The sequence below is a fragment of the Lactobacillus apis genome (assembly GCF_003150935.1).
GTDB lineage: Bacteria > Bacillota > Bacilli > Lactobacillales > Lactobacillaceae > Lactobacillus > Lactobacillus apis.
This window is the reverse complement of the sequence record NZ_CP029476.1, coordinates 497,300-512,785: the sequence shown is the minus strand read 5'-3', so window position 1 is coordinate 512,785 and position 15,486 is coordinate 497,300. Positions and strand designations below refer to the sequence as shown.

The following is a 15,486-nucleotide window of genomic DNA, read 5'->3' as shown; positions in this document are numbered from 1 at the left end:
CTAATTCGCCTTCTTTTCTAACTCTTCTGTTGCAGGTTTCTTTTCTCCCCAAATTTTTTCATAGACAACATTAACTAAACTAGCTCGAGTAACTACTCCAATTAGCTTTCTCTCTGCGTCAACGACTGGAATATATTGACCATTGCGGCTTAAAATTCTGCTGAAATTATCACGTAAATATTCTTCAGGCCCAACGGTAGCATTAATTGGCAACATAATATCGCTAACTGAACTAACATGAGGATACTTTCTTTGTAAGTCAGCAATCGAAATGTAGCCTTTCAAATGATTATCATCATCAATTACAAGCAAAGTATCAACGTGACGTTCCTTCATCATAGCTAACGCATCATTCAAAGAAGCACCCAAATTAATTTTTACGGGTGCTGTCATCACATTTTTAACCTTAACAGTTTCATATTTTGCTTCAGAAAGTCGCTCCTCACCAATCAAGCTCTCAACAAATTTGTTTGCAGGATGATGCAAAATTTCTTCCGGACTTCCTACCTGAATTAACTTGCCGTCATGCAAAACGACAATCTTAGTGGCAAGCTTTAATGCCTCATCCATATCATGTGTTACAAAAACAATTGTTTTGCCTAACTGCATTTGTAAATTTTGCACTAAGTTTTGTAGACTCTCCCGCGTGATGGGATCGAGTGCGCCAAAAGGCTCATCCATTAAAATTAAATTTTGATTTGCAGCCAAAGCTCGCACTACACCAATACGTTGCTGTTGTCCTCCAGAAAGTTCAGCTGGATAGCGGTCTAAATAAGATTCGGGTAATTCAGCCAGTTTGATTAAACGCTCTGCTTCTTCATTGAGCTTTTCTTTCGACCATTTTAAAAGTTTGGGCACCAAAACGATATTTTCACGAATTGTCATATGCGGCATTAAACCATTATTTTGAATTACGTAACCAATCTTTCGACGTAAGTTAACTGAGTTAAACTTCTTTACATCCTTGCCGTTAACCAAGACTTGTCCCTTAGTTACGCTATTCATCCGGTTAATCATTCTCATTAACGTCGTTTTACCTGAGCCGGAGGTACCGATTAAACAGCAAAATTCACCCTTATTTATTTTAAAGCTAATATGCTCCACTGCTGGTTGCTTCGACTTGGAGTAAATCTTCGTCACATCTTTGAATTCAACCATTGGACTTTCTTCTACCATAAAATCTCTCCTTTTCATTTTAATTATAATTTAATCTTAACAGTATTATTACTAGTTATCAATCTTGTTGCTCTACACTAGGCTTCACCAATTAATTTTTGGCAAACAAAAAACACTAACTAAGTTAGTGTTTTTATAGTTATTCAATTTGTTTTTACATAGAACCTTTGAAAACATCCCATGAACTGCGGAAGTAATCCCAGCCAGAGTATATTGTAAAAATTAAAGCTAGATATAGCAAAATTGTTCCAATATGGTAAAAATCACCAATTAATAAGAAGATGATTGATAGCATTTGGCATGTTGTCTTAATTTTGCCTGGCATAGCAGCTGCCATTACTTGACCCTTGTTTTCAGCTAAGATCAAACGTAAACCAGTTACTGCTAACTCCCGACAAACAATAACTGCAACAACCCATGCTGGAGCTAAATTTAATGAAATCAACATAACGAATGCTGTCATTGTCAACATCTTATCAGCTAAAGGATCAGCAAACTTACCAAAGTTAGTAACTAGGTTTCGTGAACGGGCAATATGTCCGTCAAACCAATCTGTTGCCGAGGCAACTGCAAAAACAATTGCAGCAACTACTAACTTCCAATAAACAGTTGATCCAGCAACCTTAACACTGGCATCCCCACCAAAAATAATAATTAATACAAATACCGGTATTAAGAAAATTCTAAAAACCGTTAATTTATTAGGTAAATTCATTCTAAATTACTTCCTTCTACTACTTGGCAGTCTTTTACCGGCCACCATTGCTGTTATTTGTGGACTGGTTAGAATGGTTAGCTTCAGTTCCTTGTCCATTGTTAGTTTGCTGATTTGTTTCATGACCTGATTGACCATTATCAGTTTGACCATTCTGCTGATTGTTAGTGGTACCATTTGACTGATTTTGGCCTTGATTATGTTGATTTGTATTAGTATTGGTATTTGAATGAGTAGTTGTTTGATTATTAGTTTGTGTTGAATTGTTCTCAGTTGTCTGAGATTGTTCTTGCTTATGCTTACCGATATAAAAAGTCAAAGTGCTACCAGTAATCCGCGGGTCAAAGTGCATTTTCTTACCGCCAATTCTAATTGTAGCTCCATACGGATTAGTAAATGTCACTACCATGGTTTTAGCAGATTCAGGAATAGCCAAAGTACGTTTCTGATTTGAAGCTAGCACCTGATTTGCTTGACTAACGCCGTCAATCACAACGGAAACATTGGTTTGCTGATTACCAGCACGTACAACTAAATTACGATTTTCCTTTAAACCAGTTACTTGATACTGATTATTACTCAACTGCTTAATTTTCACTTTAGCTTTCTTAACTTGCTTCCGCTTCTTAGACTTTGTGGTGTTACTATCTGACGAAACAGAAACATCGTTAGCAGAATTATCAGGTTGATTGTCGCTAGCTGAAAAATGAGCATAAACCATATAACAAACAAGTACGGCTAAAATAATTCCTACGCCAACAATAATTCTTGGAAGGTATTCTTTCCAAATCTTCTTTTTATTGCTAGTTGTTTTGCTAACTTCTTCACTTTTGTTGTCGATGGAATCCTCAACGTATTCATCAGGCTCGGCTTGGGGAACGTCATTGTGGTATTCACTAAGAAGCTGTTTTCCGTCTAATCCGACTACTTGTGCGTATTGTCTGATAAAAGCACGTACATAAAAGTCTCCAGGAAGCTTATCAAAGTCATCTTGCTCAATTGCCGTCAGATACCTGCCTTGAATTTTGGTTGCTTTTTCAATATCTTCAATTGAAAGTCCCTTTGCCTCTCTGGCACTGCGTAATTTGTCTCCAATATCTGCCATAGTTACCCCTTTTAATTTTTAACTTTACACACTGAGTATAACATATATACTACTAATTTCTTTTACCATTATATAAACTACGTTAACCAGCCACCACTAACATAAAGCGTTTGTCCAGTTAAATAAGTTGAATTGGGATCAAGTAAGGCTTTGACCCAGAATGAAATGTCAGCGCCACTAGCTAATCGTCCAGCAGGAATTTCTTCTACTACTTCTGCCATTTCTTCTGCAGAAAGCATTTTATTCATTGCTGTGTCAACTGCACCGGGCGCAATAACATTAACCGTTAAGTTAGCCGATGCAACTTCTCTAGCGTATGCCTGGCTAAAGCGGCTAAGTCCAGCCTTGGTTGCACTATAAACTGTTTCCATTGCGCTGCCCTGAGCTCCATAAACCGAACCGATAAAAATAATTCGACTAAAATCATTTTTTATCAAAAGCGGTTCAAGTAGGCTAGTCAACTTAATTGGTGTAACCAAGTTGACCTGCATTATCTCATCCACTTTATCTAAATGTTGGTCACTCAGAAGATGATAATCTGTAATACCCTGAGCAAAAATGACTGCATTAACTGGTAATAAACTTTGCACCATTTTTTCAAGCTCATTATTTTCTGCTAAAAAACTGAACTTCAGCGGTAGAAAGTCCTGCGTTGGATACTGCTTCATGAAGCTTTGACTCATTTCACAAGCAGTTGTCCAGTTACTGCTACAATGAATATATAAAGACCAACCGGCTTCGGCTAAGTCAGTACAAATTGATTGACCAATACCACCAGTTGCACCAAAAACTATCGCTCGCTTCATCAAAACATTTCCTTTTTGTTTTAGTGAACAAACAGCAAAACAGCATTGCAATTATATAATAATTACTTTTTAGATGCTACAATTTCGACTAAAGTTCACATTCAAATTAATTTTAACATTATTTTTTCTCAAATTTTGTCAAAAAAACAACATGCTAAACTTTCTTAAAAATTAGCTCTTATCTTCGGCTTTTTGAGGCTGTATTAATACTTGACGCGGCTTTGATCCTTCGGAAGGGCCGACTACACCCTTAGCTTCCATTTCATCAACGATGCGCGCTGCACGATTGTAGCCAATTCTAAACCTACGTTGCAACATTGACACACTGGCAGATTGTTGCCTTCTTACTAGATCAACAGCTTGATCATATAATTCATCCTCTGGCTCAGCATCAGCATTATCAGCTGTTTCTTCCGTTTTTTGCGGAATCATACCCTCATCATATTTTGGCTTTTGCTGTTGGCTTACCCACGAAATTACTTTTTCAACTTCACGAGAAGAAATATAGGCGCCTTGAATTCGCTCTGGCTTTGAAGCACCCACTGGCATGTACAGCATATCACCACGCCCTAGCAACTTTTCTGCACCATTTTGGTCGAGAATAGTCCGGGAATCAATTCCACTTGAAACCGCAAATGAAATTCTGGAAGGTACATTAGCCTTGATTAGTCCCGTAATGACATCAACACTTGGTCGTTGCGTTGCTAAAATCATGTGGATACCGGCAGCACGAGCCATTTGTCCTAAACGAACAATTGCACCTTCTACGTCTCGGCCACCAACCATCATTAGGTCACTTAATTCGTCAACTACAACTAAGATATATGGTAAGGGTTGCATCACAGGCTTGCTTTTATCCTGATTATTGATTTCAACCTTTTCATTAAATTCGGCCATGTTACGTGCACCACTTGCAGCAAATAGTTTATACCGACGCTCCATTTCTTTAACTGCTTTACTTAAGGCATTTGCAGCTAATTTTGGATCCGTGACCACCGGAATTAACAGGTGGGGTACACCATTATAGACTGAGAGCTCAACCATCTTCGGATCAATTAAAATCAATTTTACTTGATCTGGAGTGGCTTTCATTAAAATACTTGTTAATATCGTGTTTACTGCAACAGATTTACCAGAACCGGTTGAACCAGCAATCAGGAGGTGCGGCATCTTCGTCAAATTGGCAGAAATAATTTGACCACTGACGTCCTTACCGAGTGGAACTTGCATCGGATCAGCTTTAGCCTTGCTGTCCTGATTTTGCATCACATCTTTAAAAGCCACAACTGAAGTTGCACGATTGGGTACTTCAATTCCAATATATGGTTTACCCGGAATCGGTGCTTCAATTCTGATATCTTTTGCTGCAAGAGCCAGAGCAAGGTCATCAGCTAAGTTAACTATCCTGCTTACCTTTACACCGACGGCTGGTTGAACTTCATACCGTGTGACCGTAGGTCCCAAAATTGCTTTCTTGATATTAACATTGACGCCAAAGCTCTTAAAAGTAGATTGCAGGGTCTGGGTATTTTTCCTAATCAAAGCTTTGTCAGCACTTTGGTCAGTGTTTTTAACTGAATCGAGTAATGTCAACGGTGGCTTTTGATATTCGGGGTTAACTACTTCTTTACCATCAAATTCACCGTGATCAACTGATCCAAGCTCCTGCATCAATTTCTGGTCTTCGTCAGCAAAAGAATGAGATTTAGGTAGTGCGTCATTGGCTGTTCCTGAATGCTCTTGCTGGTCATCATGACTGGAATATTGAACTTGCCCATCATCTTCAAGTGGCTCTTGATAAGTTGGCTGTTCTTCAATTGGAAGTTCTTCTGCAAAATCATTTTCTTGATTGGACGAAATATTACTTTCATCTTCGTTATCGTCTTTTACAGTAAAGTCATCAACATTTGGAAAAACTGGTGATTCAGAAGAAAGTGGATCTTGAAAATCGTCCTCTTTTTCTTCTCTTTTTTGAATTTGTTCCTCACGAATTTCACTGTATTTCTGTTTGATTTTTGAACCAGCTTTTTTATTTTTGGCAATAAACAACTGGCTAACAGCCTGAAACTTCCTGATGATGTCAGCAAATTTAACATCAAAGAACATTAAAATACCAATTGGAATAAACAAAATTGCAAATACACGCAACCCAATATGTCCAAGTAGTGGATAAAACAGTTGATAGCATATAGCACCAATTAATCCACCTCCAATCGACTCAGTAATAGCAGCACGGCCAAATTCAGCAGACATCTCGTGCCAAAAAGCGTTCATAAAAGCACTATTAACTAATTCACGTTCAAAATAAACGCTACTTTGGATAATCAAAAAACCTAAAATTGCTAATAGCAACCCACATGTTCTTTTCAGCTTAAAGTGCATCGGTTTGTTGTAAATCAACATCACTAAGCCAAAAATTGCACATAGTCCCGCAACTAATAGATAAGAGTCACCAAAAAATAGGCGGAAAACATTAGCAATTTGTTTACCTAGAATACCAAATTTGGCAAAAGCTAAAACTACAACAATTATTTGGACAAGACCGACAATAGCCCAAGTTATCCCTGTATTTTGCGCCTTCTTACTTACTTTTGTTGTCTTCTTCTTTTTCTTAGGCATAAAACCACCTAATTAGGCTTTAAAAGTTGGCTTGGAAGTTCAAATTAACTGGTTCATCCAGGGCAATTTGTGTAACTTCATAAGTCAAAGTTTCAATATATTCAACCAATGGGCGACTTAAGATTTTATAATCTGTTTTTGAAAGGTCACTACCATCACCAAAATAATCTTTAATTTTAACAACTTGGCTAATCATGCCGCTAACAGTGAATTCACCGGGAGCGGGAGCCACTTCAAAGACAACGGTAATGTCGAAGTAGTTACCATCTTCACCCGGATCAGTGGTACCATCTTCATTTTGTTTTTCAACTTTTTTCAAACCAAAGTTCACATTGTCCTTAGTTTCAAGTTCTTCATTAATGTCGTAGTGAAAATTCTTTACTATGACTGGTGTTTCTTTATTGAATTCCATTATTGTTCTCCTTTTAAATTACGTTCATATCTTTCTGGACGATTATAACTGTCCTTAAGCTTATCATTTTCGTAGTGATGCTCTTTTTCCAATCCTGGAAAACCTTGTTGACGAATTGCTTCCAACAGGACAATCGCAACCGAATTAGCTAGGTTATAGCATCTGATATTATCAGACATTGGAATCCGTAAATTGCGTTCATAATATTCTCGCATAAACGTTTCTGGTAAACCAGTTGTTTCCTTACCAAAAACAAAATAATAATTCTTTTTTGGATCTGTGTAGCTTACTTCCGCATAGTTTTTTGATGAAAATTTGGAAATCAAGTACATTTCATCGTCTGGACCAAGACTGTTTAAAAAAGCCGTAAGGTCATCGTGCAACCGCACGTCAACCTTATCCCAATAATCAAGTCCGGCACGTTTCATGGTTTTATTATCAATGCGAAAACCAAGTGGTTCAATTAAGTCCAATACAGTATTAGTACCAGCACAAGTACGTGCAATATTACCTGTGTTAGCAGGCATTAATGGTTCATATAATACAACGTGATTAGTCACTTTTTTCTCCTTAACATAAAAAGTGTGGCCCAGTGACCACACTTTACTCTAATTCTTTGTCACTTCTTCGTTATCAACTGTCTTCTTTGGAACTAAAGAAGTTTTTTCGTCTTCATCAAAAACTTTTGAAACCTTACGATAGTAATTATACACACGCATGATGATGATTTTTAAAATTGCGTAAATTGGAATACCAAAAATCACACCCCATAGGCCCCAAACCGCACTTGAACCAATCAAGAGAAGAATAGTTGTAACTGGATGCATTTCCATTTTGTTTCCCATAACCAATGGACTAATCAGACGTGATTCAATTGTTTGCTCAACAGCAAAAACAATTAAAACTTTAATGACCATCGGTAGAGAAATCATGATACCAATTACGATTGCTGGAATGAATGCAATAAAAGTACCAAAATATGGAATCAGGTTTAAAAAGGCACTTAAAACAGCGAGCGCAATCCCATATGGCAGACCGATGATGCTATAGCCGATTGCAAACATAATCCCTACCCAAAAGGCAACTGTTAATTGACCTCTGATATATGAAGAGAGAGCTGTATTAATATCATATAGCAATTCATCAAAACCGTTTTGCCAACGTTTAGGAGCAAATTGGGTCAAATAAGGACGTAGATTATGTCCATCTTTTAACATGAAGAATAAGATAAATGGCGCCGTTAATAACGTCATAAATATCATCGTAACAATACTAATTGCTGACGAAATATTATCTAGTGCAGCATCAATCGCATGCTGGCCAGATTTAAATATCATGTCCTGCGCACGTGCAATTGCATCATTAATATTATTTTTCACACTATGAAATTGTGGATCACTTAACATATTTTGAACAGCAATTGTTGCATCATTCCAAATATGAGGCCAGTGTCTTATTAAAGAATCGACTTGCGTTTGCACAATTGGCAATAAAGTATTAACAATCCAAACAAGTAATACCGCTACCAGTAAAAACAAACCAATAATAGTTGCAACCCGTGGTACTTTGAACTTACGCTCAAGAATGTCGACCAAGGGGTTCATAATGTAATATTGAATTAAGGCTAGTAACAAAGGCGGCAAGATTGCACTTACAAATAGCTTTGCCGGATTCATCACAAAAGATATTTTATTAAAGACCCAAATAATCAGGAAAAACAATAAAATATTGAGTAAGACAACACTAAAGCGATTATTCAAAAACCACTTTTGAAAAATGCTCTGTTTTCTAGGCTTTTCTTGTGAGTTCATTAAATCCCCCTATTTAAACATGCTCGTAGATAATTTCATCACCTACATTAAACTCTGGGAATGTTTGCTTATCCGCAAACGTCAAGTAGACAGCATTTGCCATGGGATTTTTAGGCTTTTTTTGATCAAAAAAGATTGTAATATGACCTAAAGCTTTCATATTACTTTCGACCATTGCTCCGACATAATCAGCCACGTAGGTTTGACCATCAATCGTAATTGTATCGCCCTTTTTGAACACAAACTGACTAACTGGTGTTGTATCATCAAATTTTTGAATGACCGAAACATCATCTAAATCAGCTGTCACATTATCACTAAATAAAATCACCATTTTGCCGTCTGCTTCAATAGCTTGTTGACCAATTTTGGTAATCGTTGAGTTCCATTTCATTTTATTAAGCTCCTTAGACAATAATTTTAGCATAACAAAAACCGCTTAACTAATATATAAGCGGTTTTTATTTGTCTGATGGCTATTTTTCACGATATAACAACCATTTTTTAATTTCATCTATGATTACCAATGGAATTGGTAAACAGAATAAGAAGAGCCAGTCAATCGGCATTAATCTTGTAGTGTTAAATAATTGTTGTAAACCTGGAGTTACAGTTAAAACAAGGAACAATAAAATTTCAAAAATAATTCCGTACCAGATATTACGGTTACTGAATAAACCTTTTTTGAATATTGATACCTTATTTGTACGACAGTTTAGCACATTAGCAATTTGAGAGAAGATAATTGCTCCAAGTACCATTGTCGTAGCACGCATATAAACTGAACCACTTGAAGCAAGTGCAACTTTTGGCCAACCATTTTGCATATTAACAAAGAAGTAAGCACAAATTGAAATAATGCTTGAAATCAAACCGTACCATAAAAATGCTTTGATAATTACACTTCGGTTGAGTAGATGTTCGCTTCGTTTACGTGGTGGTTGCTTCATCACATCTGGATCAACCGGTTCACCACCGAGTCCCAAAGCAGGAAGCATATCTGTTCCCAAATCGACCGTTAGAATTTGCATAACCGTCATTGGAAGTGGAATCAAACCACCAGAAAGTAGGAAGAGAATCGATGGAAAAGCTTCCGGAACATTCGAGGTCAAGATATATGTCAAGAACTTACGGATATTACTATAAACTGCACGGCCTTCTTCAATTGCAGCAACAATTGAAGCAAAGTTATCATCAGTCAAGATAATATTGGCCGCATCCTTAGCAACATCTGTACCAGTCATCCCCATCGCAATCCCGATATCAGCCTGTTTCAAAGCAGGAGCATCGTTAACACCATCACCAGTTGAGGCAACAATTTCGCCATTTTCTTGTAAAGTTTTAACAACTTTATATTTCTGCTCAGGTGCAACTCGAGCAAAAATCACTTCGCCCTTAAGTGCCTCACGCAGTTCATCATCGCTCATCTTGTTTAATTCATCACCGGAAATAACTCTCGCTTTATCTGAAGTTAAACCAATTTGAACAGCCACAGTCTTGGCAGTCAACTTGGAGTCACCAGTTACCATGATAATTTTGATTCCTGCTTCATGACAACGTTTAACGGCATTGTAAATTTCAGGACGTGGCGGATCACTCATCGTGGTTAATCCAACAAATATCAAATGTTCTTCGGCAGTTTCAATGGTTAGCTTATTAATATCAGTGTCCTTAGAATCAATGATTCTGTAGGCCATTGCCATACTACGTAACCCTTTAGCAGCATATTCTGCATTACGCTTATCTGCAACATTGCGGTCATCTTCAGTCAGCGGCCGAACTTTACCATCAACTTGAATCTGATCACACTGTTTAATGACGTCACTAAATGAACCTTTAGTGAAGATAATGTCTTGTGTGTCGTTCCAACGGTGGATAGTTGACATTCTCTTTCTGTCTGAATCAAACGGTAATTCACGTAAGCGTGGGTATTTAACCAAGACCTTTTGGCGATCAAAACCCGCTTTTTCCGCCATTATTATTAATGACGCTTCAGTTGGTGTTCCTAAAATCTTTGGTTTGCCGCCCTTGGTTTTACTTGACTGAACAGCTGTATCGTTATCAAGCGAAGCAATTTGAACCAGCTTATGTAAATCAGGATTTTCTTCGTACCAAAGTTGTTTTTTATTTAATTCCACCTGACCATTGTTTTCATAACCATTACCGGTAACTTGGAATTCATTTTTTAGTGTCCAAATGTAATGAATGGTCATTTGGTTTTGAGTTAACGTTCCCGTCTTGTCTGAACAAATGACGGTTGTTTCTCCTAAGGTCTCTACAGAATTAAGTTCCTTAACCAAAGCATGTTTCTTAGCCATTCTTTTGACCCCTTGGGCAAGACTAAGAGTAACAGTTGGTAAAAGACCTTCTGGGATGAATGCAACAATCATTCCTAAAGCGAAAATGAATGCTTTTGCAAATGGGTATTTAACAAAAGCGATTGCTGCAATCATGAACACAATTCCGATTGAAACCGCAATAATTGATAACTGCTTAGTAAGTCGGTTTAATTCTTGTGTAAGTGGACTATCGACCTTGTTTTGCTTTTGGGTAAGCTTGGCAATTTTACCAAACTCGGTATTCATTCCCGTTGCAAATGCAATCGCGCGTGCAGTTCCTGCTCCAACTGTAGTACCAGAATATACTAAGTTAGTTTCAGCGTAACTGCCCTCTCCAGGTGAATAGTCGGTTGTCTTTGATTCAGGAACAGACTCACCGTTTAAAGCACTTTGGTCAACCTGCATTGAACTTGCAGAAATCAACCGTGCATCAGCTGGAATTGAATTTCCAGCTTGCAAAACAAAAACATCCCCAGGAACTAATTCCTTAGCATCAATTTGGACCTTTTTGCCATCACGAATGGCTTCGACATATGTTGGCAGCATATTATTTAAAGCATCCGTTGCTTTTTTAGCTGCTCGCTCTTGCCAAAAACTAAATAACCCGTTGATGATATTAACTAGCCAAATAGCAATTCCCAATTCCAGTGTGCCACTAAACATGGCAACCGCGCCTGAAATCCAAAGCAAAATGGCCATCATACTAATAAAGTTTTTAAAAAAGGCCTTCCATTCAGATTCTTCTTTAGCTTTCTGAATTTGATTCGGACCATACTTCTCTAATCGACTAGCAGCTTCTTCGGAACTCAAACCGTCCGTAGAAGACTGTAAATTAGTAAAAACTTCAGAAATATCATTCTGGGCATATAGCTCCCGAATTTTATTTTCGTCCATTCATTTGTACCTCTTAATAAAAATGTGATTTAATCGGAATATTCCGATACCATACTTTACCACTTTTAAACTAATGTAATCATGCAAATTTTTTACAAATAAATGTCATGTTATACTTATCTCATTAGTTCATATCACTGAAATTAAATGGAGGCTGAAAAATGAAATTATTAATTGGTGGCTACACCAAAAAAAAGGCTACAGGAATTTACGAATTACCGCTTTATAATTCTGATAACGGCTTAAAAGTTGAACTGGGAACAGCAAAGGAAGTGATCAAAATCGGCGGTCCTACTTACTTTGTTCAAGACCAGGATTTGATTTTCACAATTAACAATGCTGGTGATAAAGGCGGAATTAGTTCTTTCCAGTTAGTTGATGGTGCATATCAAGAAAAAGATTCTTATTTAACTGCTGGTTCTTCACCAGCTTACATCGGACTTGATTCAGTAAAGCACCTACTTTATACAGCAAACTATCACACTGGTGTTTTAGCTGTTTTTTCTTACACAACTGATGGTCAACTGACTCTAATCGACTCTGTCACACATACAGCAGACACACTTGGACCTCGTCCAGAACAAGTTGACGGGCCTCACCCACACTTTTTTGATGAGACACCAGAACAGAACCTGGTAAGTTGCGATTTGGGTAACGACTGCGTTGATTTTTATCGCCTTCAAAACAACAAGCTTGAACACTTAGCTAAGTATCAAAATGAAGCCGGCTTTGGTACACGTCATATCGTCTTTAGTCCTGATGGAAATTACTTCTATGTCGTTGGTGAGCTTTCAAGTAAGGTCAATGTGGTTCAATTTAATGAAAAAGATTGGACTTTTAACAACATTGCCACATATTCAACTATTCCTGACGATTACACTGATCACAACGGTGCTGCTGCTATTAAAATTAGTCATGATGGTAAATTCATTTACGTCTCTAACCGCGGTCACGACTCAATTACTGTTTTTGCAGTTAAAGAAGATCACACGTTAGAGCTTAAACAACGCGTTTCTACCTTTGGTGAATTCCCGCGTGATTTCAACTGGGATCCAAGTGAGCAATTTGTTGTAGCAACCAACCAAAACACTGACAATGCTACCTTATACAAGCGTAGTGCTGAAAATGGTTGCCTTACTCCAATTCAAAAAGATATTTACGTACCTGAAGGTACTCGTGTTCTCTTTAGTGAATAAAATTTTTAACCAAACAAAAAGAACTGTTTACAGTTCTTTTTTTGTGCTATTTTGCCATAAAGTTTGCATATCTTCCGGATCCGCAATTTCAATTTCTACCAGTTGGTTGTATGCAAATGGATCTGGAAAGGCTAAGTAAAAGCAGTTCAATGCTTGGCGGTTAAATTCGTCATTTATGCCATACAGCGGATCTCCAAATAAAGGATGGTTAATTGATTGCATATGAAGTCTGATTTGATGAGTCCGTCCAGTATAAAGCCTTAGTTCAACTAGACTAATTCCGGGCTCTTGTTTAAGAACCTGATAAGCTGTAATTGCTCGTTTGCCGTCTGGAGTGATACTTCGCTTGACCGCGTCTCCCTTTTTTCCAATTGGTTTATCAATCACACCCTTTAATTCATTTTCCGCAAAATTACCATGGACAATCGCATGATACTTTTTAACAAACTGATCTTTATCCAGTTTACTAAAACGCGAATGAGCTATTGCATTTTTACCAACCAATACTAAGCCTGAGGTTTCGCGATCAAGCCTGGTTACAACGTGCGGCTTAACACCTTGCAATTTTTGTTGTTCAAAATAACCCAAAACACGATTTACAACCGCATTGTCATCGTATCTTGAAGGAATTGACAAGAGATCTGCTGGTTTATTTATGACTAAATAGTTTTCCGTTTCTTTAGCAATCACTAAAGGCTTGTACGACGGTTTTAGCCATGGATTCTCCCTTTCGTTTCCCGGAACAAAAATCACTTCGTCACCAAAATGCAACTGATAATTGGTAAAACGCCGTTTATGGTTTACTAAAATCATTCCGTCATTGTTTTTTGCGTCATTAACAGCCTTTTTTGAAAACCCGTTTTTCATTAAAAAAGCCCCTAATTCTACGGGAGCTTTATTTTCTACTTTAACTTTAAATAGTGTCATGTTTATCCCCAATGAAGGCACTCTGAACTCGAGACCAAAAATGAGTATGTCCAAACCGGTCAAACCGAATTTCCTTGTTTGAAATTCGAAAGTCTATCTTTTTGGCATTATGAATGTTAATCCTATTACCGTCAACCGTCATTACAAAATGATCTGAATTAGGGACAATCGTAATCCACTGGTCAGGTGCAATGACAATTGGAGATGAAAGAGTTCTAAAGACACGATTATTAATCGATGCAATTTCAGTCATCTGCAGCGCCTTTAGTTTCGGGTGAATTACTGCCCCACCAATTGATTTGTTATAAGCAGTCGAGCCCGTTGGCGTTGAAACACAGAGACCATCACCACGAAAATTTTCAAATAGCTTGCCGTCAATATAAACATTGGCCTCAAGTGTATGGGAAACCCGTTTAACAGCAGATTCATTCAAAGCTAAATAATGTTTGCGTTCATTAGATTCTGTTGTCAGTTCTACCTCTAATAACGGATACTTGGCTGATTCAGGTTCACGCAAAAAGAGTGCATCAACCATTTTATCAACATCTTGCCCCTGCCAATCAGTATAAAAACCTAAGTGTCCTGTGTGAATTCCAATAAAACGAATCGAACTGATTTGTTTTTCATATCGGTGAAAAGCGTTTATTAATGTGCCATCCCCACCCACAGTGATCACTACATCAGGATATTTTGCGTCAAAAACCACGCCCTCTTTTGTGGCAAGAATCTTTTTTAAATGAGCTACTACTTTTAAAGTTTCTTCATTGATGTTATGAGCAATCGCTATTCTCATTATTTTTCCTTACCTTTGTTTTTGGTAAAAACTTTCTGTGCTTCTTGTACTTCATCCTTGATTAGCGACATTTCTTCATCAAGCTTATAGGCTGTTTCAGCCGTAGACTTTAATCTTTGCGAAATATCTTCAGGATATGAACCTTGATACTTATAGTTTAACGTATGTTCTACGGTAGCCCAAAAGTTCATTGCTAAGGTTCTGATTTGAATTTCAGCCAGCAATTTTTTCGAGCCTTCAGGAAGATAAACTGTATATGAAATTACCATGTGATAAGAACGATAACCTGACGGTTTGGCATTTTGGACATAATCGCGCTCTTCTAACACTTCCATGTCATCACGCTCGTGAATCAAATCTACCACTTTGTAAATATCGTCAACAAATTGACAAACAATTCTAATGCCCGCAATATCCTGCATATCAGTTTCAATTACATCAGAACTAATAACCCGCCTTTTCATTTTTTCTTTAATCGAATCTACCGTTTTCACGCGTCCAACAACAAATTCGATTGGCGAGTGCTCACCTTTAGTTAAAAAGCTCTGGCGCAGCGAACGGAATTTTACTTTTAATTCTCGAACGGCTTCAGTATAAGGCCATAAAAAAGTATCCCAGTCAAAATTCATTGAAATATTTCCTTTCTTAGTTGCTTCTTCATTCTAACATAAAACAAATGATAGCAATTTCATA

Annotated in this window: 14 protein-coding genes; 1 reads left to right on the top strand and 13 read right to left on the bottom strand. The window is 37.4% G+C overall.

Going from position 1 to position 15,486, the window contains the following annotated elements:
* From DKL56_RS02560 to DKL56_RS02515, 10 genes are all read right to left on the bottom strand, one after another.
* On the bottom strand, nt 1–1,176 hold the full coding sequence (locus DKL56_RS02560) for an ABC transporter ATP-binding protein (protein WP_109715292.1): 1,176 nt from the start codon (nt 1,174–1,176) through the stop codon (nt 1–3).
* Nucleotides 1,177–1,330: 154 nt separating this feature from the next.
* Nucleotides 1,331–1,891: a CDP-diacylglycerol--glycerol-3-phosphate 3-phosphatidyltransferase gene (gene pgsA / locus DKL56_RS02555; RefSeq protein WP_109715291.1), complete on the bottom strand. Its 561-nt coding sequence runs from the start codon at nt 1,889–1,891 to the stop codon at nt 1,331–1,333.
* Between the two features lie 34 nt (nt 1,892–1,925).
* Nucleotides 1,926–2,996, bottom strand: a complete 1,071-nt coding sequence (locus tag DKL56_RS02550; RefSeq protein WP_109715290.1) for a helix-turn-helix domain-containing protein — start codon at nt 2,994–2,996, stop codon at nt 1,926–1,928.
* A gap of 77 nt (nt 2,997–3,073) precedes the next feature.
* Nucleotides 3,074–3,802, bottom strand: a complete 729-nt coding sequence (gene ymfI / locus DKL56_RS02545) for an elongation factor P 5-aminopentanone reductase (RefSeq protein WP_109715289.1) — start codon at nt 3,800–3,802, stop codon at nt 3,074–3,076.
* A gap of 171 nt (nt 3,803–3,973) precedes the next feature.
* Nucleotides 3,974–6,421, bottom strand: coding sequence for an FtsK/SpoIIIE family DNA translocase (locus DKL56_RS02540; protein WP_109715288.1), 2,448 nt, complete (start codon nt 6,419–6,421; stop codon nt 3,974–3,976).
* A gap of 19 nt (nt 6,422–6,440) precedes the next feature.
* Nucleotides 6,441–6,833: a DUF1149 family protein gene (locus tag DKL56_RS02535; RefSeq protein WP_046306452.1), complete on the bottom strand. Its 393-nt coding sequence runs from the start codon at nt 6,831–6,833 to the stop codon at nt 6,441–6,443.
* Entirely contained in the window at nt 6,833–7,393 is a 561-nt protein-coding gene (locus DKL56_RS02530; protein WP_046306450.1) for a tRNA (cytidine(34)-2'-O)-methyltransferase, read from the bottom strand. Before DKL56_RS02530 ends, DKL56_RS02535 begins: the two co-directional genes overlap by 1 nt.
* Nucleotides 7,394–7,441: 48 nt before the next feature.
* Nucleotides 7,442–8,644 (bottom strand): AI-2E family transporter, encoded by a 1,203-nt coding sequence (locus DKL56_RS02525; protein WP_109715287.1) that lies wholly within the window; start codon nt 8,642–8,644, stop codon nt 7,442–7,444.
* Nucleotides 8,645–8,657: 13 nt separating this feature from the next.
* Nucleotides 8,658–9,038: a PTS glucitol/sorbitol transporter subunit IIA gene (locus DKL56_RS02520; protein ID WP_109715286.1), complete on the bottom strand. Its 381-nt coding sequence runs from the start codon at nt 9,036–9,038 to the stop codon at nt 8,658–8,660.
* An 82-nt stretch (nt 9,039–9,120) separates the two neighbouring features.
* Complete coding sequence (locus DKL56_RS02515; protein WP_109715285.1) at nt 9,121–11,877, bottom strand: cation-translocating P-type ATPase; 2,757 nt, start codon at nt 11,875–11,877, stop codon at nt 9,121–9,123.
* Nucleotides 11,878–12,038: 161 nt separating this feature from the next.
* On the opposite strand from DKL56_RS02515, the gene DKL56_RS02510 reads away from it, so the two are divergent.
* Complete coding sequence (locus tag DKL56_RS02510; RefSeq protein ID WP_109715284.1) at nt 12,039–13,073, top strand: lactonase family protein; 1,035 nt, start codon at nt 12,039–12,041, stop codon at nt 13,071–13,073.
* A 27-nt stretch (nt 13,074–13,100) separates the two neighbouring features.
* Here DKL56_RS02510 and DKL56_RS02505 read toward each other — a convergent pair whose 3' ends face one another.
* From DKL56_RS02505 to yjbM, 3 genes are read right to left on the bottom strand one after another with little or no spacing between them, the layout of a single operon-like run.
* A complete protein-coding gene (locus tag DKL56_RS02505; RefSeq protein WP_109715283.1) occupies nt 13,101–14,000 on the bottom strand; it encodes an RluA family pseudouridine synthase in 900 nt (299 codons plus the stop codon).
* Nucleotides 13,987–14,793 carry an NAD kinase gene (locus DKL56_RS02500; protein WP_109715282.1) on the bottom strand — a complete coding sequence of 269 codons (807 nt, stop codon included), beginning with the start codon at nt 14,791–14,793 and terminating at the stop codon, nt 13,987–13,989. The genes DKL56_RS02505 and DKL56_RS02500 overlap by 14 nt, the downstream gene beginning before the upstream one ends.
* A complete protein-coding gene (gene yjbM / locus DKL56_RS02495; protein WP_109715281.1) occupies nt 14,793–15,422 on the bottom strand; it encodes a GTP diphosphokinase in 630 nt (209 codons plus the stop codon). Before yjbM ends, DKL56_RS02500 begins: the two co-directional genes overlap by 1 nt.
* Between the last annotated feature and the right edge of the window lie 64 nt (nt 15,423–15,486).